The organism is Planctomycetota bacterium (assembly GCA_016872555.1).
Lineage (GTDB): Bacteria > Planctomycetota > Planctomycetia > Pirellulales > UBA1268 > F1-20-MAGs016.
Genome location: VGZO01000004.1, coordinates 1 through 24,234, shown reverse-complemented (window position 1 = coordinate 24,234; position 24,234 = coordinate 1). Strand labels below are relative to the sequence as shown.

The 24,234-nt window shown below is 71.6% G+C and carries 14 protein-coding genes; 8 read left to right on the top strand and 6 right to left on the bottom strand.

Annotated elements, in window-relative coordinates:
• The first annotated feature begins 1 nt into the window (after position 1).
• The 3 genes from FJ309_02205 (at position 2) to FJ309_02195 (ending at position 6,741) form a co-directional block, all read left to right on the top strand.
• Positions 2-1,501, top strand: coding sequence for a sulfatase (locus FJ309_02205; protein MBM3953429.1), 1,500 nt, complete (start codon positions 2-4; stop codon positions 1,499-1,501).
• Between the two features lie 134 nt (positions 1,502-1,635).
• Positions 1,636-3,360 carry an MBL fold metallo-hydrolase gene (locus FJ309_02200; protein ID MBM3953428.1) on the top strand — a complete coding sequence of 575 codons (1,725 nt, stop codon included), beginning with the start codon at positions 1,636-1,638 and terminating at the stop codon, positions 3,358-3,360.
• 117 nt (positions 3,361-3,477) lie between these two features.
• A complete protein-coding gene (locus FJ309_02195; protein MBM3953427.1) occupies positions 3,478-6,741 on the top strand; it encodes a YncE family protein in 3,264 nt (1,087 codons plus the stop codon).
• 12 nt (positions 6,742-6,753) lie between these two features.
• On the opposite strand, the gene FJ309_02190 is transcribed toward FJ309_02195, so the two are convergent.
• Both FJ309_02190 and FJ309_02185 read right to left on the bottom strand, forming a co-directional pair.
• On the bottom strand, positions 6,754-10,428 hold the full coding sequence (locus FJ309_02190) for a hypothetical protein (protein ID MBM3953426.1): 3,675 nt from the start codon (positions 10,426-10,428) through the stop codon (positions 6,754-6,756).
• Entirely contained in the window at positions 10,425-11,390 is a 966-nt protein-coding gene (locus FJ309_02185; protein ID MBM3953425.1) for an ABC transporter ATP-binding protein, read from the bottom strand. The genes FJ309_02190 and FJ309_02185 overlap by 4 nt, the downstream gene beginning before the upstream one ends.
• A 317-nt stretch (positions 11,391-11,707) precedes the next feature.
• Between FJ309_02185 and FJ309_02180 the strand changes: the two genes are divergently transcribed.
• The 3 genes from FJ309_02180 to FJ309_02170 all read left to right on the top strand — a co-directional run bounded on the left by FJ309_02180 (position 11,708) and on the right by FJ309_02170 (position 17,096).
• Complete coding sequence (locus FJ309_02180; GenBank protein MBM3953424.1) at positions 11,708-14,362, top strand: AMP-binding protein; 2,655 nt, start codon at positions 11,708-11,710, stop codon at positions 14,360-14,362.
• 72 nt (positions 14,363-14,434) lie between these two features.
• Positions 14,435-15,595, top strand: a complete 1,161-nt coding sequence (locus FJ309_02175; GenBank protein MBM3953423.1) for an iron-containing alcohol dehydrogenase — start codon at positions 14,435-14,437, stop codon at positions 15,593-15,595.
• Positions 15,596-15,623: 28 nt separating this feature from the next.
• Positions 15,624-17,096, top strand: a complete 1,473-nt coding sequence (locus FJ309_02170; GenBank protein MBM3953422.1) for an aldehyde dehydrogenase family protein — start codon at positions 15,624-15,626, stop codon at positions 17,094-17,096.
• Between the two features lie 22 nt (positions 17,097-17,118).
• Here FJ309_02170 and FJ309_02165 read toward each other — a convergent pair whose 3' ends face one another.
• From FJ309_02165 to FJ309_02150, 4 genes are read right to left on the bottom strand one after another with little or no spacing between them, the layout of a single operon-like run.
• On the bottom strand, positions 17,119-18,354 hold the full coding sequence (locus FJ309_02165; protein MBM3953421.1) for a DUF2330 domain-containing protein: 1,236 nt from the start codon (positions 18,352-18,354) through the stop codon (positions 17,119-17,121).
• A gap of 17 nt (positions 18,355-18,371) precedes the next feature.
• On the bottom strand, positions 18,372-19,634 hold the full coding sequence (locus tag FJ309_02160; GenBank protein ID MBM3953420.1) for an MFS transporter: 1,263 nt from the start codon (positions 19,632-19,634) through the stop codon (positions 18,372-18,374).
• 58 nt (positions 19,635-19,692) lie between these two features.
• Positions 19,693-21,465 (bottom strand): hypothetical protein, encoded by a 1,773-nt coding sequence (locus FJ309_02155; protein MBM3953419.1) that lies wholly within the window; start codon positions 21,463-21,465, stop codon positions 19,693-19,695.
• The gene (locus FJ309_02150; protein ID MBM3953418.1) at positions 21,437-21,847 is read right to left on the bottom strand and encodes a cytidine deaminase; all 411 of its coding nucleotides are present in this window, start codon (positions 21,845-21,847) and stop codon (positions 21,437-21,439) included. Before FJ309_02150 ends, FJ309_02155 begins: the two co-directional genes overlap by 29 nt.
• A 169-nt stretch (positions 21,848-22,016) precedes the next feature.
• On the opposite strand from FJ309_02150, the gene FJ309_02145 reads away from it, so the two are divergent.
• Both FJ309_02145 and FJ309_02140 read left to right on the top strand, forming a co-directional pair.
• Positions 22,017-22,655, top strand: a complete 639-nt coding sequence (locus FJ309_02145) for a uracil phosphoribosyltransferase (GenBank protein MBM3953417.1) — start codon at positions 22,017-22,019, stop codon at positions 22,653-22,655.
• A 30-nt stretch (positions 22,656-22,685) separates the two neighbouring features.
• The gene (locus tag FJ309_02140) at positions 22,686-24,011 is read left to right on the top strand and encodes a thymidine phosphorylase (GenBank protein ID MBM3953416.1); all 1,326 of its coding nucleotides are present in this window, start codon (positions 22,686-22,688) and stop codon (positions 24,009-24,011) included.
• The last annotated feature ends 223 nt before the right edge of the window (positions 24,012-24,234 follow it).

Here is a 24,234-nt window from a genome sequence, read left to right as displayed (position 1 = left end):
GATGGCGTTCGCCCGGACGGCGGCGTGGTGGGGAGCCTGGCTGGTGGTGTGTGCCGCCGGGGCGGTGCCCGCGGCGGCCGCCCGGCCGAACGTGCTGTTCATCGCGATCGACGACCTCCGACCAGCGCTCGGCTGCTACGGCGATCGGCTGGCACGCACCCCCCACATCGACCGGCTCGCCGGCGGCGGGCGCACGTTCCTCAGCGCCTACTGCGCGCAGGCCGTCTGCGGGCCGTCGCGGACGGCGCTGCTCACCGGGCGGCTCCCCGACCAGACCCGGGTGTGGCACAACCGCCACCGCTTCCGCGACACGCTCCCCGACGCCGTCACGCTGCCGCAGGCGTTTCTCCGCGCCGGCTGGACGACCCGGTCGCTCGGCAAGGTGGCCAGCGGCGACACGCGCGAGGAGGATCCGGCGGGCTGGTCGGTGCCGCCGCTCCTCCGCGAGAAGGGGTGGAAGACGGCGCTGCTCCCGGAATCGGCGGGGCGCGGAAAGGGGCTCCCCTGGGAGCGCGTCGACGTCGCCGACGACGGCTTCGCCGACGGCCGGCTCGCCGACGCGGCGATCGCCGCCCTCGGCGCGGCAGCCGCCGGCGACGCGCCGTTCTTCCTCGCCGTCGGGTTCTTCAAGCCCCATCTCCCGTTCAACGCCCCGGCACGCTACTGGGACCTCCACGACCCGGCGGCCCTCGGCCCGGTGCCCTCCCCGGACCGTCCTGCCAGCGCTCCCGACATTGCCTGGCCCGACCATCGCGAGCTGGCCGGCTACAGGGGGATCCCGGCCGACGAACGCGTCGATGTGGGGACGGCGCGGGACCTGCGCCACGGCTACTACGCCTGCGTGAGCTACGTCGACGCCCAGGTGGGGCGGGTGCTCGACGCGCTCGACCGGCTCGGCCTGGCGGAGCGGACGATCGTCGTCCTCTGGGGCGACCACGGCTATTCGCTCGGCGAGGGGGACCACTGGTGCAAGGCGACCAATTTCGAGCGCGACACGCGCGTGCCGCTGGTGATCCGTGCGCCGGGGATGGCACACCCCGGCCTGGCGACGGAAGCCTTGGTCGAGCTGGTCGACGTCTACCCGACGCTCGCCGAGGCGGCCGGCGTGCCGGCCCCGGCCGATCTCGCCGGCCGGAGTCTCATGCCGCAATTGGCCGACCCGCTCGCGCCGGGGCGCGACGTCGCCCTCAGCCAGTTCGCCCGGCCATTCAGGAACGCCGATCCGGAGGTGATGGGGTACTCGCTCCGCAGCCCGGCGCACCGCTACACCCGCTGGGTCGAGTGGCCGTCGCGCCGGACGATCACCGAGGAGTTGTATGCCTACCCGACGCCGCCGCCGGGGCAACCGTTCGTCGAGGAGCGCAATCTGATTGCCGACGCGGCCGCGGCTCCGGTGCGTGAACGCCTCCGGGAAGCGCTCGACACCATGCTCGCGACGCGTGTCGGAGCGCCACTTCCGCCCCGCCCGCGCTCGCGCGGCAAGGGGAGCGACGACGACTAGGCTCGCTCGGCGTCCGACAGCGAGGGCCCCACGGTCGTCAGGCGCGGCCGTGGTGGCGCAGATAAAGGCGGAACGACTCGAGCCGCTGCAGGCTGTCGCGGTCTTTCTGCCGATTCGTGGCGGCCTTGCTGGCGATGATGTCGTCGATATGGCAAACGGGGAAACCCTCGATGACCACCCGGCGCTGCCAGGCATCTTCGAAACGTTCGATACCGTCGGGGGCAAAGACGAGGTCGAGATCGAATGGCCCGTTATTGAGCTGCACGAAATACTTGCCGCTGCGAATCATCCGGTGCCGTCAGACCAATCGCTCCCTTCGCGTCAACCTCATCCCGGGCGTTACGGGGCCCTGTCTTCCCGCGGGTCGGGTGGCGGCCGTATGTTGTCGCTCGACCCGCCATCGCCGCAGTTTCGCGACCGATCCGAGGAGACCGTCCATGGCAAAGTGCCGCTGGTTCGCCGCTCTGGTGTCGTTGCTGGCCGCTGCCGTCGCGGTCGCCGCGCCCGACGAGACCACGATCACGGAGGTCGCCCCCGGCGTCTACTTCCGCAAGGCGCAGACCGAGCCGGTGTTCACCGGCTGTAACCAGGGGTTCGTCGTGTTCCGCGACTACGTCCTGGTGATCGACGCCAACTTCCCCGGTCAGGCGGAGAACGTCATCGCTTCGATCCGCGAGCGGACCGACAAGCCGATCCGGTTCGTGTTCGACACGCACTACCACGGTGACCATGCCGACGGGAACATGCAGTACGTCAAGCTCGGGGCGACGATCGTCGCCCAGGAGCGGAGCCAGCCGCTGTTTCAAACCAAGGGGATCGACGGTTTCGACGGGGCGAAGAAGAGCCGGGCCGCCGAATATGGCGGGCTGTCGTACGAGATCCCGTCGCTCTATTTTTCGCACAAGCTGGTGTTCGACGACGGCCAGCAGCGCGTCGAGCTGGTGTTTTTCGGCCACGCCCACACCGCCAGCGACGCGGTGGCCTGGCTGCCGAAGCACCGGATCCTGTTCACCGGCGACGCCTGCGTGAACGGGGCCTTCAATTACACAGGCGATTCCAACACCGAGAGTTGGATCGCGGTCCTCGTCGCGATGGAGGACCTCGGGCCCGCGACGGTCTGCCCCGGCCACGGCGAAGCCGGAGGCCCGGAGGTGGTCGCCAACCAGAAGCGCTGGTTCACGGAGCTACGAGCCCGTGTGAAGGAAGGAATCGGCCGTGGCGACACCGTGGACACGGTCAAGGAATCGCTCGAGATTCCGTTTTACAAGGAGTGGACCGGGCAGGAGGCGCGGAGCCGCACCGAGAACATCGAGCACGTGTTCAAGGAGCTGTCCTCGCCCGCCAAGCCGCTCGACGAACAGCGGCGCTTCCTCCGCTGGCAGGCGCTGCCCGGAGCCGGCGGCTATGCGGCGCTCGGCCCCTGGGAGGCGGTCGGCGAGACCGACGCCGATCGGCGCATCGACGCGCTGGCCGACCTGTTTCTCGGCAGCGATACGACGCGGCAGGCGCTGCTCCGCCGCCGCTTCGGCGACGATCGCGCGGCGCTCGGCGAGATGGCCTGTTACGTCCGCCGGGCGGCGGCACGGATCGGCTCTCCTGAGGACACGCTCCAGCTCCGCCGGGCACTGGCCGTGGCGGCGATCGAGGGGGGCCGGGGTGACGCCGCGGCGGCCGTCGAGCGGCTCGAACTGGTGCGCCATGCGGCGCTTCGCGCCGGGATCGAGGCCGATCCGTTCTTCCGTGCGATCCAGAACCACGTGCCGCCCGAGAACCGGCCACTGTTCGACACGGTCCGCGGGCGCTCACCGGAGGCGCTGCTGGCCACGGCACGGCGCGCCGGACCACCGGAGTGGCACTGACGGGCGACTTCCGCGGGGATCGCAGACCGTGGCCAAAGTGATCCGCCGCTGGATGCGGCGGCAGACATCCCGAAAAAGCCCCGGCTTTTCTCGGGGTGTCCGAAGTGGAACAAGGTCATGGATGACTTTTTCCACGGACTGATAGCCTTCAGGGTGACGGATGACGCTCCGCGTGACCCCGGTCCCCGCCCGCGAGGAACCCTGCCGATGTCGTGCCATCACCGGCTGATCCGTCGGGCGGCCCTGGCGGCGCTCGTGATCGTGACGGCGCTCTTGCCAGGCGGCCATTCCGCGGCGGATCCTGTTCCCGATCCGCTCCCGGGAGTCGGCCGGCCCACCTTCCTCGCGCCGCACGTTCGGCCTCTGGCGCGGGTCGGCGATCACCTGTTCGTCGCCAACACGCCCGCCGACACGGTCGATGTGATCGACGTCACCGCGCGGACGGTGGTCCGGCGCATCCCGGTCGGGATCCAACCGGTCGCGGTCGTTCCCCGGCCCGACGGCCGGGAGGTGTGGGTGGCCAACCACGTCTCCGATTCGGTGAGCGTGATCGACACCGATCCGGGCAGTCCGACGCGGTTTCGCGTCGTGGCTGTGATCCAGGAGATCGACCCGCTGTCGCTCGCCACGCGCTTCGACGAACCGGTCGGCATTGCCTTCGCCGACGATGCCAAGGCCTACGTCGCACTGTCGTCACGCGACGAGATCGCCGTCGTCGACGTGGCGAGCCGTGCCGTGGTGCGAACGCTGCCGATTCCCGCCCAGGATCCTCGGGCGATCGTGGTCCGCGGTGGGCGCCTGTACGTCGCCCCATTCGAGTCGCACAACCGCACGCAGCTCTCCGGCGGCCATGGCGAGCCCGACGGCGACCTCGTCACCTTCGATGCCTGGGAGCACTCGATCCGACACAACAACGTCCTGTCGCTCGGCCACGTCGTCGACATCGTCAAACATCCCGACGTGCCCGATCGCGACCTGTTCATCTTCGACACCGCTACCGACACGCTCGTCGAGACGATCGACGGACTCGGCACGCTGCTCTACGGCCTCGATGTCGACGGCACGGGTAGGGTGTTCGTCGCCCAGACCGACGCCCGCAACGACGCCAACGGCCGGGCCGGCTCGAAGCGCCACGGCCTCGCGGAACTGGCCAACCGACCGTTCCTCAACCGGATCACCGCCGTGATGCCGGGATCCGCACCGGTGTTCCACGACCTCGAGCCCCTGCCTCCCGCGCAGCCGTCCGACGGCACGGCGCTGGCCACGCCGTTCGCGATCGCGGTCAGCGACGACGGGTGCACGATCGTGGCCACCGCGGCCGGGTCGGATACGTTGTTCACGCTCGATGCCGAGAGTGGTGCCATCCTCGGCCGCGCGGCAGTGGGCGCCTGGCCCGACGGTGTGTGGCTGGAATGCGCTCCCGACGGTGCCCCCGCACGGGCCTGGGTGCTCGCGGCGTTCTCGGCCGAAGTGACCCTGGTCGATCTTGCCGATCGTGCCGCGCCACGTGTGATCGCGACGGTGGCGCTCGCCGATCCGACGCCGGAGCCGATTCGCCGCGGCCGGATCGCCTTCCACACCGCCGCCGCCTCGACGACCAAGACCTTCTCCTGCGCGAGCTGCCATCCCGACGGCCACACCGATCAGTTGCTGTGGGTGTTGGCCACGCCGGTGGTCAGCGGTGGCGAACAGATCATGCCGCGCTCGACGATGCCCTGTCGCGGCCTGCGCGACACCGCGCCGTTCCACTGGGACGGCATTCCCGGCGACCCCTACGGCGGGATCAACTCGGCGAGCGTGCACGCCGCCGTGCCGGCCAACGCCGATCCGACGAGCGCCGTGCGCCACCTGATCGATGGCGGCCTTGCGAGCACGATGCGGATGGTGGGCGACGCAATGGTCAACGACGCGGGCCAGGGCGGGGCGCTCGACGCCGCCGACCGTGCCGCGATGGCGGCGTTTCTCGTCGACATCCCCTATCCGCCGGCGCCGGGCCGCCCGGCTACCAATGTCGTCTCCGACCGCGCGCGGACGGGGTTTCGCCTGTTTCACGTCGACGGCGATATCGATCCGGCGAAGCCAACTGCCAACGTGTGCGGCGATTGCCACCGCCTCCCGCACCTCGTCAGCACCAATACCCCGGGTTCCGGGATGGACGCCCCCACCTGGCGCGGCGCGCAGGATCGCTGGCTGATCCTTCCGCAGGGCCGCCTCAACATGGTCGAGTTCCCCTTCTTTCGCGAGATCGCGCTGCGCGGCACGCCGGAACGCGATGTGTGGCGCATGTCGTGGGGGGGCCGCGAACGCTTTGACCCGGTGTGGGACATGGTGCTCGAGGCGAGCACGGGTTTTTCCGGCGCGTTCGCGCGGCAGGTGTTCCTCGACCGGAGGACCGCGGACGATCGGACCACCGCCGCGATGCTCGATGCCCTCGAGGCTGCTGCCGCCGACGGCGCGGTCACCCTCTACGCCGAGGGGTACGGCACGCTGGCCGGGAGTGCCGAGGCCGCCGTCGAGCTGCGGTACGATGCCATCACGCCCCCGTTCGTCGCTGCCGACGGCCGGCGGTTCTCGCGCGACGACCTGCGCGGCGCTGCGGCCGACGGCACGTTCTCGGCCATCTTCACCGCCCGGGGTGGCCCGCAGGCATCGGCACCCCAGCCGGCGATCTGGACGCAGGGGGAGATCCACGCGCAGCGCGGCCACCAGCATTTTCCCCGACTTTCCGTCGGCGAGCGCCTGCTGACGGCGAGCGGGCGGCACATCCTTCCCGGGGCTTTCCCGGTCGTGAACGGCCGCCGGGTGCAAGGCAGCGTGCGCGCCGACGGCGACTTGGTCGTCGTCGAGCTGGCCGAAACGCCAGCCGACGGTATGCACCTCCTCCAAGTGCAGAATCCGGACGGCCTCGCCAGCAACGACTTCCTGTTCTTCGTCGGCGACGACGCCGATCCCGCGTTCGACGCGCGGGGCAGGTCGCTCGCCGAGATCCTCCGTGCCTGCCGCTGGGAGCATCTCGTCGGCACCTGGGTCGACAAGGCGACTCGCGGCAAGGCGGTGCGCACAACATACGCGTGGAAGATTCGCGACCGCGTCATCGAGGTCGTCAACAGCGGTGGCGACAACCCCTCCACCGGATTGATCGCGGTCAACGCCGCCGACGGCACCGTGTTCACGGCAGGTGGCGACTCCCAGGGCGGCACGTTCGTCGGCACCTGGATCGAAGACGGCGGCGTGCTGGTGTCGCGGGTGTCGATCACCGCGGCGGACGGCACCCGCTTCGACCTGTCGTTCCGGCATGTGAAGACGGGTGCCGACACGATGACGATCACGATCGAACTTCCCGAACCGATCACGATCGAGATGATCCGCCTGCCCGGGTGACGGGCGGAGTTCTCACGGCACGGTGAGCGCCGTCTCGGTGCGCTTGCGGCCGGCGAACAGGAGATCGACGTCGGGATCGACGACGATCCGCTCCGGCGCGAAGGCGGTGTCGATCGAAAACGCGCCCGGAGCGTCGGCCGAGACCGCGACCACCATGTCGGCCGCCGGACGAGCAGCTGTCTTGTCGTCGGGTTTCTTCCCCTCGACGCGCACGAGCACGTCGGCCCTACCGGTGCCGATGTTGGCGAGCGTCCCGGTCACCCGGTAGCCCTCGGCTCTCTCCTCCACCTTCTCGTCGCGGACCTCGAGATCGGGGAGTCCCTTGCCGAGAATCCAGCCGCCGACGAAGGCGTCGAACGCCGCCGCGTCGGGGGCGTGGGGGCGGAGGCTCTCGAGGAGATCCTCGATGAGGGGGAAGTCGAGCCCCTCGGGGGTTTCGACACCCGCGCGCCACGTGGCGATGAAGTCACGGAGGCCGGCGAGCATCGCCTCCTCCCCCATCAGGGTGCGGAGCATCCAAAATGCCCAGCCAGCGCGCTGGTAGGTCACGACTTGGTCGCCGGGGCGCGAGCCGTCGATCCGGTTGATGGCCCGCTCGTTGTCGGGCTGCCGTCCTTCGACGTACTGCTTCTCCCAGCGGCGCCGCAGGACCTTCGCCTGCGCGGGGGAGAGCTCATGGTGGAGCAGCATGCAGGCCGAGAACTCGGCGAGCCCCTCGGAGATGATGTTGCCCCCTGGGCCCTTCCCCGGCGTGACGATGTTGCCCCACCACTGGTGCCCCGCCTCGTGGGCGACGATGTAGAAGGCAGCGTCGAGCGTGTCGGCGGCATCGGCCGTCGGCTCGTCCTTCCCGAGCGGCTTGGCAAGGTAGCCGATCTCCTCGGAGAACGAGATGTTGCCGGGGAAGCCCTGGGCGTAGCCGGCCAGGCCAGGGAACTCGGTGACGCGCAGATTGGTCCACGGATACTCTGCGAACCAGGCCGAGTAGCGGTCGCGGGCGGCGTCGAGCGCGCGGACCATCGTCGGCACGTTGTGGGGGGTGCGCTTGTCGTAGTAGATCGTCGCGCGGCGCCCGGCCGCCGCCTCGAGCGGGCCGCCGACGATGTTGAAGAACCGCACCGGGTGCTCGGTGCTCCACACCACGCGCTGCCGGCCGTCGCCGATGCTCACCCGCGATTCCTCCACGCCGCAACCGTTGAGGACCCAGCTCTCCGGGCCCTCGATCGCCAGGCGCACGGTCGTCGACCAAGCGGGGCCGAAGCCGGGGTCGACCCGTTTTTTCCAGTGGTCGGGGGGGTATTCCTTGGCGTCACGGCGGTTGCGCCGATCGATGCCGATCCCGTCGACGAATCCCGGCACGGGGAGAAAGCTCGGCGAAAAACTCGTGAGGACGACGCCCGAGGGGAGGACGAACTCGCCCATCCCGCCGGAGAGCCGCGACCAGCCCTTCGGGAACGAGCCCTCGAGCGTGAAGCCGACGGTGACCGTCTCGCCGGTGGCCAGCGGCTTCGGCGGCCGGACAACGTACAGCCCGCTGCGGTTCTCGACCGACGGTGGCGGGGGATCGGATTGCTTCGGGTCGGCGGCGTGGCCGTCGACCGTCCAGTCGCGCGAGGTGAGATGGTCGCCGACGGTCAGCGGAATCTCGGCGACCGGCTCGCGGTGGGGATTGCGAAGGACGTAGGTGCCGCTGACGAGCAGGGCGCGCGTGTCGGGATAGAGCTTGACCTCCGCCTCGACGCGGTCGAGCGCGGGGGCGGGGGCGTTTTCCCAGGTCTGGCTGTTGCGCCGCCAGTAGGCCTTGCCGGCGTCGCGGGCCGGCTTGCCTTCGTAGCCGGCGCGGATCATGCGCCCCGTGCCGATGCCCAGCGCCACCAGCGGCAGCGCGACCAGGAGCGGCACCCGTGCGGTGCGCCAGAACGACGCGGGACGGAAGCGATCGGCGATCGCCCGCAGGTCTGGAATCCGCCGCGGCCAGATCACGAGCGTCAGCGCGATCAGCGTGGCGCCCAAGGCGAGCATCACCATCCGGTTGGCGACGATCGCCGGCCACATCGCCGCGAGCCGGTCGAGCTCGCTCCAGTTGAGCGCCTGGCCGCCGAGGTACCAGCTGGTGAGCCAATTGAGCCCGCCGAAGGTGTTGGCCAGGCCGGTGAGCACCAGCGCCGCGATCGCCAGCCCGTAGACGGCGAAGCGGTTGCGGACCAGCGCCGCCAGGAAGGCGATGAACGCCGTCCAGACGACGAGCGTGGGGAGCGTGAGCAGGCCGAGGATCAGAAGCATCGCGGGGAGGTCGAGGGGCAGGGCGATCCCGGTCGTGAATCGCTGCCAGAGGAGCGTGGCGAGGATCGTGACCGCCGCCCCGCCGATGATGACCAGCGACATCGTGGCGTTGGCCAGCGCCTTGCCGGCGAGCCACCCGGCCGTCGGCACCGGGGCGGCCCGCGCGATCCCGTCGAGCCCGACGCGCTGCTCGCGGAACAGGCTCTCGACGGTGTAGAAGAGCGTCAACAGCGCGAGGAACACCGACACCACGACGAACATCCGCGCCGCAGCCCCGCCGCCGGTGATGAGCAATTCGGTGTCGAGCGTGCCGGGGCGGAAAAACGTGCTGCCCCATGTTTGGAGGATGATCAGCGGTCCGAACAGCCAGACGCCGGGGGAACGAAGCAACGCCGCCGTCTCTCGGGAGAGCACCATCCAGACGGTGGCGAGCAGACCGGGTGGGGTGATGGTCGCAGCAGGCAGCGCTCCGCGCGCGGCCACCGCCGCCGGCTCGGTGACGAGGCGAGCCTGTGCCATGGAGACGAGCGCCGCCGGGTCGCCGACGCGCCGGTCACGTCGCTCCTCGAGGCGCAGCCGGCGCCCCGCGGCCCACACGCCGAGCAGTCCTAGCGCGAGGATCAGCCCGCGGCTCGCGAGAAACAGCGCGTCGGGCACCACCTTCGCCGCGTTGTAGAAGGCCACCCCGCGCTTCTCGCTCACGAACGTGCGCGTGAACCATCGGTACCCGGCCGGGTCGACCGCCTGCATCAGCCGGTCGACCCAGCGCGGCAGCCATTCGGGGTTGAAGTCCCAGAGGAAGAACGCCCCGCCCAGGAAGATCACGACGGGCAGCGCGTAGACCAGCACCGGCTGTCGCGTGCGCACCCCGGCCCACATCGACACGCCTCCGGTGAAGACCAGCAGCGGCACTCCGAACAGCAGCATCGGCAGCAGATAGTTGCCGAGTGAAAAGTCGGTGCGGACCGACCGCGACGGGTCGAGCGGCCAGAGTTGGAAGGCGAGGATCTGGACCACCAGCCAGCCGGCGAGCACAGCGGCGAGGACCGCGGCGGCGGCGAGGAACCGCGCCAGCGCGTACTCGCCGTGGGACAGCGGGGTGGCGAGGAGGAGCTTGGCGATCTTCCGGTCGGAATCGACCAGCAGTGGCATCCCGCAGGCCACCGCTGCGAAGAAGGGCAGCACGATCGCGAGGATCACGACGTCGAAGAACGCGAGGTTGAACGAGCCGTTGATGGCGAGCTTGGCGCCGCCGACGTCGGTCGACCCCGACGAGATCTGCACGCCGCCGGCCAGCAGCCCGATCGTGAGCAGCGCGAGGATCGCGAACATGAAGATCGGCATCGGCCGCTTCCACGCGCCGGCGAGCTCGAGGCGGACGAACGACAGGATCCGGGCGATCATCGGGCGGCCTCCGTCGAAACAGGAGCCGAGCGGGCCAGGGCCGGCGGCACCTCGTGGTCGGGGACGCGCATCAGGACGAGGTAGGCGTCTTCGAGCGTGCCAGGGCTCCGGGCGAATCCGGCCGGGGCCACGGCGCCCGGCGGCACGAAGACGCGCACGCGGTTGGTGCGCCCCTCGACGAGGACGGCCGACAGCAGCCGATGCTGCTTGGCGAACCCGGCCAGGTCGGCGTCGGCGACGAACCCCTCGTGGACGAGGCCGTCGACGCTGTCACGGGCCGCGGTGGGGGTCGTGTCGGCGACCACCTGGCCGCTCCTGATCACCGCCAGGCGCGGGCAGAGCGTGGCGACGTCGTCGACGATGTGGGTCGAGAGGAGGACGACGCGCCCCACGGCCAATTCGGCGAGCAGGCGATAGAACCGCTGCCGTTCCTCGGGATCAAGGCCGGCCGTCGGCTCGTCGACGATGAGAATTCGCGGGTCGCCGGCGATCGCCTGCGCCAGTCCGAGGCGCTGGCGCATGCCGCCGGAATACCCCCCGACCTTGCGCTTTGCGGCATCGGCGAGGTTCACCCGCTCGAGCAGCGCGTCGGCAATCTCCCGCCGGCCGCTCGGCCCGGAGATCCCCTTGAGGCGCAGCAGGAACTCGAGCATCGCGCGCCCCGACAGCTCGGGATAGAAGCCGAAGTCCTGCGGCAGGAAGCCGAGCCGCTCGCGCACGTAGGCCGGCCGCTCGACGATGTCGACGCCGTCGAGGAGCACGGTGCCGGCGGTGGGCTCCACAAGACCGGCGACGATGCTCATCAGCGTGCTCTTGCCGGCGCCGTTGGGGCCGAGGAGGCCGAACATCCCGCCCGGGATCTCGAGATCGACACCCTTGAGGGCGCAGACCGGTCCGGGGTGGATCTTGACGAGACCCTGGATCGACAGGCCGCACGGAGAGGCGGACGTGCCGCGGGGCATGGTGGATGAGGGTGCGGTAACGAACGGACTCATGAGGAGAGGCATCAAAACAGGGGAGGGGTGGTCGAACTGAGCGATCCCGGCAGTCGCGGCTTGTGGTGGCTCCGGGGCCATTCGCGTGGCCGTGCCAGGGCGGCACTCGGTCCGACAACAATACGGTACCGCCAGCCTGACGGCCGACGGTTTTCGCCGATCGCGTGACATTCGCTCCCCTTGCCCGCCTCGAACTGTGGCTTTCGCCGGGGCATCGACCCTGGGAATCCGTCTGGCCGTGCCGCGGGGTATTGGGGGAAGATGCCGTACCGGAAGGGAGGGTCGTGACGATGGGTTGGCACCTCGACAAGTGGATCTGGGCGCTGGCGCGGCCGGTGCACCACCTCCGGTACCGCGTGACGACAGATGGGATGGAGGCGCTTCGCGACCTGCCCGGTCCGGTGATCGTTCTCCCCAACCATCCTGCCTACGTCGATCCGTCGCTGGTGCTGTCGCACGTCACGGTGCGCCAATCGCTGCGGCCGCTCGTCTTTTCGGGCGTGTTCCGCCTCGCGCCGCTGCGGCCGCTGATGGCGCTGATCGACGCCTTCGAGGTGCCCGACCTCACGGCGCAGAGCCGCGACGCGGCCGCGCGCACCAAGGAGCTGATCGACGCGGTCGTGGCCCGAGTCGATGCCGGCGACAGCTTCCTCATTTACCCGTCGGGGCGGCTCCGGCGCGGCGACCGTGAGGTGGTCGGGTCGGCGCGGCTCGTCCACGAGCTCGTCTCCCGTTGCCCGCAGGCGCAGGTCGTGCTCCTCCGCACGCGCGGCGTGTTCGGCAGCATGTACAGCTGCGCCCGCGACGGCCAGCTGCCGAACCTCGGCGGCGCGATCGCCCGGTCGCTCGGTTGGGTGCTGGCGAGCCTGGTGTTCTTCCTCCCGCGCCGGCGCGTGCACATGCACGCCGAGGTGGTGCCGCGCGGGGAATTGCCGCTCGAGTCACGGGAGGCGTTCAACACCTTCCTCGAACGCTGGTACGACGCCGACGGCGGCGAGGCCCCCTCCTTCGTGCGCTACAACGCGCTGTTCGGCCCCAGCGGCTGCGAATATGGCCGGGTGGCGGGGGCCTGTTCCGTCGACGCGGCGACGATCTCCCCGAAGACGGCGCGCCTCGTCAACAGCCTGCTGGCCACGCACCTGAAGCGCGAGTTCGCCCCCGACGAGCTCGGGGCGACGACGACGCTCGAGTCGCTCGGCCTCGACAGCCTCGACCGGATGGACGTGGCGCTGGCGATCGAGCAGCAGTTCGGGTTCCACAGCGACGCGGTGGTCGACACGGTCGGGCAACTGTGGGCGCTGGCCGACGGACGGCTCGGATCGTCGGGCACGGCCGCCAAGCCCGCCGCGGTGCCGCCCGCCTGGTTCGCCCCGGCGCCGCGCGGCGACACGCGGCTGCTGGCCGACACGATCGCCGAGGCGTTCGTGCGGCGCGTCGCCGCCGATCCGGGGCGCGTGGCCGTCGCCGACGCGGTCTCGGGGCTGCTCACGAGGCAGCGCGTGCTCGTGGGAGCGGCGCTGATGGCGAAGCGCTTCGCGGCCTGGCCCGAGGAGCACGTCGGCGTGATGCTGCCGGCGAGCGCCGCGGCCGACATCGTCTTCTACGCGCTCCACATGTCCGGCAAGGTGCCGGTGATGATGAACTGGACGACCGGCCCGGCGAACCTCGCCCACGGGATCGCCGTCACCGACACCCGGCGGATCGTCACCTCGCGGAAGCTCGTCGACCGGCTCGGGATCGCCGTCGAGGGGGCGGGGTACGAGTTCCTCGAGGACATCAAGGGGGGCATCGGCAAGGCCGAGGCACTGGGCATGCTGGCCCGGGCGAAGTTCGCCGGCGGATCGTTCCTCCGCGCCCTGCCGCGCCAGGATCGTGACGACCCGGCGGTGTACCTGTTCACCAGCGGTTCCGAGAGCGCCCCCAAGACGGTGCCGCTCACCCACCGCAACCTGCTGACCAACGTCGCCGACAGCCTCGACGTCCTCCAGCCGACACCCGACGATTCGCTGCTCGGCTTCCTGCCGCCGTTCCACTCGTTTGGCCTCACCGGCAACGTCGTCATGCCGCACCTGACAGGCATCCGCAGCGTCCGCCACGCCGACCCGACCGACGCCCACGCCCTGGTCCGCCTGATCGACGCCTGGAAGCCGTCGCTGCTGTTCACGACGCCCACGTTCCTCGGCTACATGCTCGCCGCCTGCCGTGGCGACGAGATGACGAGCCTGCGGCGGATCATCACCGGCGCCGAGAAATGCCCTGAGGCCACGTTTGCCGCCTGCCGCACGCGGGCCCCGGAGGCGGTGATCCTCGAGGGTTACGGGATCACCGAGTGTGCGCCGGTCGTCGCCGCCAACCGCCTCGATCTCACCAAGCCGGGGAGCATCGGCCGCCCGGTGCGGAACGTCGAGGTGACGATCGTCGATCCGGAGACCCACGAGCCGGTCGACGCGGCCGCTGGCGGGATGCTGCTGGTGCGCGGCCCGTCGGTGTTTCCCGGCTACCATCGCCACGACGGTCCGTCGCCGTTCGTCGAGTCGCAGGGGCGGACCTGGTACCGGACCGGCGACCTCGTCGCCGCCGATCCCGACGGCTACCTGTTTTTCCGGGGGCGCCTCAAGCGCTTCCTCAAGGCGGGGGGCGAGATGATTTCACTGCCGGCGCTCGAGGAGCCGTTCCAGAAGCGCTTTCCCCCCGATGACGCCGGCCCGCGCGTCGCCGTCGAGGGGATCGAGACCCACGACGGCCGGCACGTCGTGCTGTTTACGACGTTCGACCTGTCGCTCCGCGACGCGGCGGCGATGCTCCTCGAGGACGGGTTCCGCGGCGTGATGCGCCTCGACGAGGTGCGGCGGATCGAGCGGATCCCCGTCCTCGGCACCGGCAAGACCGACTACAACTCCCTGAGGCGCCTGGTGACCGACAGCCTCGCGGCGGGCTGACGCTCGTACGGTCGCGGTGCGCGGGGCGTTCTGGCAGACTCTCCTCCGCGGCCGTGAACGCGGCCGGGGGAGATGCCGCCGATGAGTGCCGTCGTCGAATACCACCTGCCGCGCCGGGTCGTCATCGGCCGCGGCGCGGCCGCAGGGCTCCCGGCACTGTGCCGGGCGGCCGGTTGGCGGCGCGTGTTTCTCGTGTCTGACGACGGCGTCGCCGCGGGGGGCCTCGTCGCTTGCGTCGCCGAGCCGCTCGCCACCGCCGGCATGCTCGCCGGGACGTCGACGGCGGTGCCGGCCGAGCCGCCGCTCGCGGCCGTCGACGCCCTCGCGGCCACGATCGTCGCCGCCGGTGCCGACGCGGTGATCGGTCTCGGCGGCGGGAGCGTGATGGATGCCGTGAAAGTCGCGGCGCTGGTCGCCGCCCACGGGGGCACGGCGGCCGACCGGGTCGGGATCGGCCGCGTCGGGGGCCGGGGACTGCCGACCGTGCTCGTGCCGACGACCGCCGGCACCGGCTCCGAGGCGACGCGAGTCGCGATCCTCACCGACCCCGGCACCGGCGACAAGGTCGGCGTCGTCGATCCGGCGCTGCTCCCCGACATCGCCGTCGTCGACGCGGCGCTCACCGACCGACTCCCGCCGGCGGTCACCGCGGCCGCCGGGATGGATGCCCTCGTCCACGCCATCGAGGCCCACGGCGCGCGGGTCGCGACGCCGTTTTCCCGTGGCCTGGCGCTGGAGGCGGCCCGGGCGATCGGCGGGGCGCTCGAGCGCGTCTGCCGCGATCCGACCGACGCCGCCGCGCGCGACAGCCTGGCGGAGGGAGCGCACCTGGCGGGGATGGCGTTCAGCAATTCCTCGTGCTGCGCCGTGCACGCGCTGGCGCTGCCGCTCGGCGGCCGGTTCCACCTCCCCCACGGCGTGATCACCGGCACGTTCGTCGGCGCCGTCGTCCGCTACAACGGCCCCGTCGCCGCCGCCGGCTACCGGCGGATGGCGGAGGCGATCGGCTGGGGACCGCTCGAGCCGGCCGAGTTCGCCGCCCGGCTCGACGCCCTCGCCGGCTCGATCGGCCTCACCACGGTGCTCCGGTCGGTCGCCGTGCCGGCCGCCGCGATCCCGGCGCTGGCCGCCGCCGCCGCCGCCAATCGCCGGCTGATGGATCCCAACCCGCGGCCGATGCCGGCCGACGCCGCGGCCGCGATCTACCGCGAGGTCCTCGCGGTCAGGTCCTGACCGCCGTCGCTCCCGAGGAGGCCCCCCGATGCGGACGATTCCGCCGTTGTGGTTCGAGACCCGGCCCTGGGTCGGCGGGGAGTGGCGCTCGTCGAGCGATGCCTTCGACGTCACCGAACCGGCCACCGGGCGCACGATCGCGACGGTCGGGCGCGCCGACGCCGCGCTCGCCGGCGCGGCGTGCGACTCCGCGGCGGCCGCGTTCCACGGCTGGTCGCGCTCCTCCGCGGCCGACCGCGGGCTGGTGCTGACCCGGACCGCGGCGCTGCTCGCCGCGCGGCGCGACGAAATCGCGCGGCTGATCACCGCCGAGCAGGGCAAACCCTATGCCCACGCCGCCGCCGAGGTCGACTATGCGGCGAGCTTCTTCCAGTGGTTCGGCGAGGAGGCACGGCGCGTGAAGGGGCGGATCGTGCCCCACCCGCAGGCCGACCGGGAGTTTCTCGTCGAGCGCCGTCCGGCCGGCGTGGCCGGGCTCGTCACGCCGTGGAACTTTCCGCTCGCCCAAGCCGCCAAGAAGATCGCCGCGGCGCTGGCCGCCGGCTGCACGGCGGTGTGGAAGCCGGCCGAGGCGACGCCGCTGGTGGCCCTCGGCCTCGTCCCGCTGCTCCTCGAGGCGGGGCTTCCCGGCGACGTCCTCCAGGTCGTGCCCGGCCGCGGCAGCGAGGTCGGCGGGGTGCTCGCCGCCCACCCGGCAGTGCGCGTCCTCAGCCTCACCGGCTCCACGGAGACAGGCCGGAGCCTGATGGCGGCGGCGGCGGCGGGGATCAAGCGCGTGTCGCTCGAGCTCGGCGGCAACGCCCCGTTCATCGTCCTCCCCGACGCCGACACCGCGTTCGTCGCCGAGCAGCTCGTGCGCCTCAAGCTGTTCGTCTCGGGGCAGGTGTGCGTGACGGCCAACCGGGTGTTCGTCCCCGCGGCGCTCGAGGAACGGCTCGTGGCGGAACTGGCCGACCGGCTGATGGCGGCCCGGGTCGGCGACGGGATGGCCGACGGCGTCGACGCCGGGCCGCTGATCCACGCCCGCGCCTGTGCCGACGTCGGCGCGCGCGTTGCCTCCGCCGTCGCCGACGGGGCCGAAGTCGTCTGTGCCAACCGCGGCTACGAGGCCGACGGGCGGCTCCACGGCGGCAGCTTCTTCCCCCCCTCGCTCGTCCGCGGCGTCGGCGACTCGATGCGCCTGGCGCGCGAGGAGATCTTCGGTCCGGTGATCGCGCTGTCGCGCTACGACCGTGTCGGCGATGCGGTCGCCCGGGCCAACGCCACGCCCGCCGGACTCGCCGGCTACGTCTACGGCACCGACCTCGCGGCGTGCCGCGCGGTGGCCTCGGCGCTCGAGGTGGGGATCGTCGGCGTCAACGAGTGGCGGCCGCTGAAGGCGGAGATTCCGTTCGGCGGCGTCAAGGAGAGCGGGATCGGCGCCGAGGGGGGCGAAGAGGGGATCGCCGAGTTCCTCGACACGCGCGTCGTGTCGATGCCGCGGCCGCCACTGCCTGCCTGACGGGGCAGGGGTCGCCGGTCGGTCAGGTGGCGAGCCGCCGCTTCACGCCCCACGCGGCCGCGGCGATCGCCACGCCGATGACATCCAGCGGGAGCGGGATCGAGCGGTCGCGGAACCGACGGTCCACCTCCTGGTACTCCGAGCCGTCGGGCTGGTAGGTGAACCGCAGATCCTCGGTTCCCGACGGCCAGGTGCGGTCGTCGAACGCCGTCAGCCAGGCCGTGGCGGGGACGGTCGCGTCGGGGCCGACGGTCCGACCGAGCAGGCCGCGGAGCCCTTCGTCGGCCAGCGGCCGCGAGTAGCGGCACAGCGCTTGCTCCCAGCCGCGCGCCTGTTCCCCCTCGCCGAGCGTGCCGTTGGCTCGGCCGGGCAGGACGACGAACGCGCGCAACAGGCTCGGCGGCTGGCCCTCGTCGGCGTTGGCGATGTTGTCGGTCGGGACGCGGTAGGCGAACATCGGAACTTCCGTCTTGAAGCTCATCCGCACCGCGCCGGTCTCGACCCGGCTCGCATGCTCGGCGTAGCGGAAGGCGGTGATGATCCAGCCCTTGTCGACATAGGGCCGGGCCCACTCCTCGAGGGCGGGGCGCGAATCGAAGCCGTTGGCCGCGAGCCACTCGGTCAGCGCACGCGCGTCGTCGGCCTGGAGAACGGCGACGTCGTACTGGCCTACCTGCTTCCGCTCGAGGACGCGAACCTCGCTCATCGGCGCGGCGTTGGTGGGAGCGGCCCGCGAGGCGACTTTCTGGCTGAGAAGGAAGGGCTTGAACAGCAGCGGCATCGGGTCGGCCCGCCACCGGTCGACGACGACCACCTTCGGCCGGATCGCGTCGTCGAGGGCGGTGAACACCTCCGCGTCGGCCGCCGCCACCTCCGGCTGCGCCGGCGAGGGGACGAGAAAGCCGAACCCCGCGGCGTCGTTGGCCTGACCTTCGTCGCGCCGCGGCGACCCGCGGAACCCGGCCGCGCGGATGAAGTGCTCGGTCTTGGTGTCGGGATCCCAGATGACGAGGATCTTTTGGTCGGCGATCCTGATCGGGCTGCCGATCTTCCACGCCGGGCAGCAGGCTTGGGCTACCCCGCCGATCGCCACGATCCAGGCCAGCGACACCGTCGCGGCGGTCTGCCGAAACCCGTGGCCCATCGCTCGTTGCCTCGTCGTGAAGGGCCAACCTCCCCGGATTGACCACCTCTCGATTCTATCCCGGCAGGAGGCCCCGGAATCCCTCCTGGCGGGTGGGCTCTCCGGTGCAGTCATCCCGGCGGGGCTTGCCGTCAGTCACCGGCGGCGGCGTGCCGCGGGCGGATCAGCAGCACGAGGATCACCGACACGATCGCGCAGGTCGCGAATCCCGAGAAGATCACCGCCAGCGGCACGCCGCGGTCACGCAGCCTGCCGAACCCCCAATCGGCGAGCCCTCCACAGGCGATACTCACCATGTTCATCAGGCCGTAGCCGGTGGCGCGCTGCCGCGGCGGGGCGATCTGGCAGAGGATGGGCATGTTGTTGATGTCGAACAGCCCCCAGCCGAGACCGAACACCACCAGCGCCGCGATCGCCGCCCCGAGGCTTCCCCCACCGCCGTCGCCGAACGCCAGCGCCGTGCCGAACAGCGCGACGACGATCAGCGTCATTCCCAGGGCGCTAGTGTTGATCCGCCCGCGCTGGCTCCGCTCCATCCAGCGGTCGGCGAGCCAGCCGCCGCCGGCGGCGCCGACGATCGCGGCGAGTTGCCAGTAGAGGGTCGCCGACACTCCCGCCTGGCCCTGGCCGATCGCGAACCGCTCCTTGAGGATCGCCGGCATCCAGTCGCGCACGACCCAGCCCGCCAGCGCCGGCAGCGTGAAATACAGGACGAGGAGGATGAACGATGGATTGGCGAGGAGCGCGGCGAGGGTGCTGAAGACTCCCGTCCCGCTGTCGTCGCGCTCCGCGCTGGTGCGCACGCCGCCGCGCAGCAGCAGCGCCAGGGGCAGCGCGTAGGCCATGCCGACGATCCCGCAGGCGTCGAAGGCACTGCGCCACCCGAGCCGGGGATCGTCGGCGACGTAGCCGCCGAAGCCGCCGAGGATCACGCCGCAGTAGATCGCCATCTGGTGGAGGCCGACGGCGCGGGAACGCGTGGCGCCGGTGTGGTGATCGGCGATCAGTGCCAGCGCGGCGGGGATGTAGCAGGCCTCGCTGATCCCCATCGCCGACCGGGCCCAGAGCAACTCCTGGTAGCTGGTCACGTGACCGGTCCACCACGTGATCGCCGACCAGACGAACAGGCTCCCGCAGATCACCCACCGGCGTCCGAGGCGGTCGGCGAGGAGGCCCCCGAGCGGGCTGACCGCCGCGTACACCCATTTGAACTGGCCGAGCATGTAGCCCCAGTTCTCGTCGGTTCCGATCGACGGGATCGATTCCATCACCGACGTCTTCATGCTCGCCATCAACTGCCGGTCGAGGTAGTTGAGCAGCGCGACCGGCCACAGCAGGGCCACGACCAACCACGCGGTGCCGAGTGCCGAGCGACGGGTGGACCGTTCCGTCATCGCGAAGCTCCCGAAGGCAGGATCATGGTCAGGGCAGGAGGGACGAACGCGCGGCTGCTCAGTTCGGTTCAGGACTATCGGCCCCAGGCTGGTCGGCCGGGACCGCGGGTGGGTCCTCCGGATCACCGAGGCGGACGAGCTCACAGGCGAAGGCGTCGAACGTCGCGGTTCCACCCGTCGCCCGCAGCTCGGCGACCAGCTCGACCTCGGCCGAATCCGCCGCCACCGTGAACTCGTGCTCGAGGATCGCTCGGGAGTCGCCGTCGAGACCTTGGTCGCGCGGCTCGCCGGAGATCCGCACCCCGGCACCGCGCCCCTTTTCGTCGGCCACTGCCGCCACCGCCGCGGTGCCCGCCGGCATCCGTAGCCGGTACGTGCCGCGTGGCAGCCGCATCCGGCAGCGCCATGACGCGGTGCAGGGCGTGCCCGTGTCGGCGCGGATCGTCAGCCGAGGCCCCCCGTCGGCGTCGGCCATCGTCAGCTCCACGCCATCGGAAACCGTGCCCGGATACCACCCGGCAGGGCGCGTCCGACCCGTCTCGTCGAATACCACCGGCTGCGGCTCGGGCGCCTCGGCCTGGGAGCGGAGCGACTCGGCACGGGCCTGGAGGCGCTCGATCAAGTCCGCACAGCGCTCCGCGTGCGTTGCCGCCAGCTCCGGATCGATGCTCGTGAACACGGGACCGAGCCGGCCGCGGAGATCCTCAACGCGGGAGACGAGCGCGTCGGGCGGATCGAACAGCGGCAGCAGCTCCCGAACCCGTTCGCGCCACGCCTCCCGCCACGTCGGATCGGCCATCACGGCCCGGGCCACGAGGCCGTTGGGCGGGTCGAGGATCGGCGCCGCCGGATCGCCGAACAGTTGGTCAGCGCCGTGCGGGAGGAACACGGCCGGGCCGTCGTCGCCGGGAAACAGCAGCCGGTAGTTGTTGACGTTGGCGGTATAGCCGTCCCAGTGGCCGGCCATCGCCTCGAGCGCCACGAACGTCAAGAACCGATCGACGTCGAGCCGCGCGGCCAGGGCGTCGCGCCGCGCCGCGCTGTCCTCGGTCCGGCAGGCGTCGACCAGCGCCGCGATGTCGCTGCGGTCGTCGACACCGTCGCCCGAATCCTTCTCCAGCTCGGCATCGACGTCCTGGCAGAAGCCGCCGTCGTAGAGGTTGCCGGCCGCGGACCTGAAGTGGCGCTCGAGGAACGGTCGGTCGAACCCCTCGCGGAGGACGTAGATCCCCAGGTCGCGCTCGTTGATCCAGAGGCGGACATGCCCGACGCGCGGCGCCGGCAGCCCGGCCGCGGCCGCCAGCTGGGCGAACAGCCATTCGTTGGCGAACGACTCGTCCTGGACCGCGTTGTTGAGGTGGAACTTCTCGAGGCCGTGGAAGCGCCGGTCGGGTTCGCGCCGGGCGACGTGCACGGTCAGCCCAGGGCGGTCGTCGTAGTCGCGGTAGCTGCCGACGGCTCCCTTGAGCTTCACGGCCACGTCATCGACGGCTTGTCCACCTTCTTCGACGAGCGCGGCGGGGGCGTAGCGCCGGGGCTCGTCGCGGAGGCGCTGTTCCGCCTCCGGCTCGATCCGGAGGCGGAGCGCGGGCACGCGGTCGCCGAACAGGCCGTCGTCAGCCGTGGCAGCCACGCTGCCAAGCAGCAGCGCCATCCCGATCGCACCGGCCGCCGCCCACACCTGTCGGACCGGTCGTTCGCTCGCTCCCATCCCCTCGCCCCCATCGCTCGCGCTACCGACCGGCCCCTGGCGGAATGCTACCCAAAAGCAGCCCATCTCCGCCGGCCTTCCGCCCTGCATCTCAGCCCTGCCGGGGCACGTCGACGCCATGGCCGAAGGGGCGGGGAAGGAAGTCGGCGAGGCGAAATGCCCCGGCGCCGTCGATGACGATCTCCGTGTCGGGTCCGCCGAACTCCTGGATCACCTGCAGGCACGCTCCGCAGGGCACGATCCCGGCGACGAGCGCTCCCTCTCGGTCGCGGCAGGTGAGAGCGACCCGGGCCACGCGGCGCTTGCCTGCCACCACCCCCGTGCAGACGGCGACCCGCTCGGCACAGATCGTCAGACCGTAGGAACCGTTCTCGACGTTGGCCCCGGGAAAGACTCCACCGTCGGCGAATTCGACCGCCGCCCCGACGCGCCAGCCGGAGTAGGGGGAGTGGGCATGGTCCGCGGCCCGGCGGGCGATGGCGAGGAGATCGGCGGCGGCCATCGGGGGACCTCCTGACGGTGAGCAGGGCCGCGGCGCCCGGTTGGCAAGTCGATCGCGGTGTCCAGCGCGAGCCGTGACCAGGGCTGCCGGCAAAAAGTGGTTGGAGGCCAGCTTCCGGCGCCGGGTATCATCCGCGATCGCCGGCCCGCCCGACCGTGAGGAGCATGCCATGCAGGGAGTTTCGGTGTCGAGTCACCCGCTCGTCGCCCACCATGTCGCGGCGCTCCGCGATCCGGCGACCCGTCCCGACGGGTTCCGCCGCCTCGTGCGACAGCTGACCGCGCTGCTCGCGCACGAGGCCACGGCCGCCCTGCCGACACGGGCCGTCGAGGTGACGACTCCGCTGGCGACGGCGCCCGGCCGCCGGCTCGCCGACCGGATCGCCATCGTGCCGATCCTCCGCGCCGGCCTGGGGATGGCCGACGGCCTCCTCGACTTGATTCCCGACGCCGAGGTCTGGCACATCGGGCTGTCGCGCGACGAGACGACGCTCGAACCGCTCGAGTACTACAACCGCCTCCCCGACCGCTGCGCGGCGACGCTGGCGATCGTCGTCGATCCGATGCTCGCCACCGGGGGATCGGCCGTGCGCACCTGCGAGATCCTCCGGGCCGCCGGCATCCCGCGGATCGTCTACCTCGCGCTGATCGCGGCGCCCGAGGGGATCGAGCGGCTCCACCTCGGCATGCCCGACGTCGCGATCCACGTCGCCGCGCTCGACGCCGGCCTCAACGGCGTCGGCTTCATCGTTCCCGGCCTCGGCGACGCCGGCGACCGCCAGTTCGGCACCCAGGGGGGCCATGCCTGACCGGCACCCTCCGCCCCCGAGGAACCACCGATGCGCGCCGTCGACCTGATCCGCCGCAAGCGTGACGGCGGCACGCTCACGCCCGAGGAGATCGAGTTTCTGATCGACGGCATCGCCGACTTCACCGTCACCGACTACCAGTGGGCGGCGTTGGCGATGGCGATCGTGTGGCGCGGGATGGACCCGGCCGAGACGCGGGCCCTCGTCGAGTCGATGCTCAATTCCGGCAGCGTCGTCGACCTGTCCGACATCCCTGGCCCGAAGATCGACAAGCACTCCACCGGAGGCGTCGGCGACACGACGAGTCTCGTGCTGGCGCCGGTCGTCGCCGCCTGTGGCGTGACCGTGCCGATGGTCTCGGGACGCGGCCTGGGGCACACCGGCGGCACGCTCGACAAGCTCGAGAGCATTCCCGGCTTCCGCGTCGACCTGTCGCTCGGCGAGTACCGTCGCGTGGTGGCCGAGTGTGGGCTCGTGCTCGTGGGTCAGACCGACGAGATCGCCCCGGCCGACCGCTTCCTCTACGCGCTCCGCGACGCGACCGCGACGGTCGAGTCGATCCCGTTGATCACGGCCTCGATCCTCTCCAAGAAGCTCGCCGAGGGGATCGACGGCCTCGTCCTCGACGTCAAGACCGGCGCCGGGGCCTTCATGCGCCGGCGCGAAGATGCCGAGGCGCTGGCGCGGAGCATGGTGGAGATCGGCGGCGCGCTGGGCAAGCCGGTGCGCGTGTTGCTGACGACGATGGACGAGGCGCTGTGCGGGGCCGTCGGCAACGCCCTCGAGGCCCGGGCTGCGGTCGAGGTCCTCCGCGGCGAACGCCACGATCCGATGGCCGACCTGTCGCTCGAGTTGGCGGCCGAGATGCTGCTCCTCGGCGGCGTGGAGACCGACCGCGCGACGGCGCTGGCCCGCTGCCGTGGGGCGATCGCCGATGGCTCGGCGCTCGAACGCTTCCGCCGTGTGGTGGCGTGGCAGGGGGGCGACCCGCGGGTCTGCGACGATCCTGCGGCGACCCTCCCGCGCGCGGAGCGGACGGAGACGTTTCCGGCTCCGCGGTCGGGGCGTCTGCGCCGGTTTTCCGCCTGGCCGGTCGGTCAGGCGTCGATGCTCCTCGGGGCGGGGCGGGCGACCGCCGCGTCGGCGATCGACCCGGCGGCGGGCATCGAGGTCCTGCGCCGCGTGGGTGATGTCGTCGAGGCGGGTGAGCCGCTGGCGCGGCTGCACGTCAATCCGCAGCATGCCATAGCGCTGCCGGCGGCGGTGGCCCAGCTCGCCGCGGCGATCGAGATCGGGGCCGCCGACGAACCGGTCGAATCGACCCCTCGGATCCTCGCCCGCTTCGGCGCTGGCTGAGGCTTTCGCGCCGTCGCCGCCGTCCCGGCGACGGCGACGGCTTACGGTCGCCGGGTCATACAACGCGTGCCGGCCGCAGGTCGGGGCTGCCCACGCCCCGTCGCCGGACGCTCGCGTCGGCCCGAGGCTTTCGCGCCGTCGCCGCCGTCCCGGCGTCGGCTCCGGCTTGCGGTCGCCAGGCGAAGCCTGGCTCCCTCGGCCATGCCTCCGCTCGCTCGGATGT

What these genes read in the sequence shown, in the direction of transcription:
- FJ309_02205 (MBM3953429.1), top strand. Translation starts at nt 2, where the DNA reads ATGGCGTTCGCCCGGACGGCGGCGTGGTGGGGAGCCTGGCTGGTGGTG.
- FJ309_02200 (MBM3953428.1), top strand. Translation starts at nt 1,636, where the DNA reads ATGATGTCGTCGATATGGCAAACGGGGAAACCCTCGATGACCACCCGG.
- FJ309_02195 (MBM3953427.1), top strand. Translation starts at nt 3,478, where the DNA reads ATGGATGACTTTTTCCACGGACTGATAGCCTTCAGGGTGACGGATGAC.
- FJ309_02190 (MBM3953426.1), bottom strand. Translation starts at nt 10,428, where the DNA reads ATGATCGCCCGGATCCTGTCGTTCGTCCGCCTCGAGCTCGCCGGCGCG.
- FJ309_02185 (MBM3953425.1), bottom strand. Translation starts at nt 11,390, where the DNA reads ATGCCCCGCGGCACGTCCGCCTCTCCGTGCGGCCTGTCGATCCAGGGT.
- FJ309_02175 (MBM3953423.1), top strand. Translation starts at nt 14,435, where the DNA reads ATGCCGCCGATGAGTGCCGTCGTCGAATACCACCTGCCGCGCCGGGTC.
- FJ309_02170 (MBM3953422.1), top strand. Translation starts at nt 15,624, where the DNA reads ATGCGGACGATTCCGCCGTTGTGGTTCGAGACCCGGCCCTGGGTCGGC.
- FJ309_02165 (MBM3953421.1), bottom strand. Translation starts at nt 18,354, where the DNA reads ATGACTGCACCGGAGAGCCCACCCGCCAGGAGGGATTCCGGGGCCTCC.
- FJ309_02160 (MBM3953420.1), bottom strand. Translation starts at nt 19,634, where the DNA reads ATGACGGAACGGTCCACCCGTCGCTCGGCACTCGGCACCGCGTGGTTG.
- FJ309_02155 (MBM3953419.1), bottom strand. Translation starts at nt 21,465, where the DNA reads ATGGCGTCGACGTGCCCCGGCAGGGCTGAGATGCAGGGCGGAAGGCCG.
- FJ309_02150 (MBM3953418.1), bottom strand. Translation starts at nt 21,847, where the DNA reads ATGGCCGCCGCCGATCTCCTCGCCATCGCCCGCCGGGCCGCGGACCAT.
- FJ309_02145 (MBM3953417.1), top strand. Translation starts at nt 22,017, where the DNA reads ATGCAGGGAGTTTCGGTGTCGAGTCACCCGCTCGTCGCCCACCATGTC.
- FJ309_02140 (MBM3953416.1), top strand. Translation starts at nt 22,686, where the DNA reads ATGCGCGCCGTCGACCTGATCCGCCGCAAGCGTGACGGCGGCACGCTC.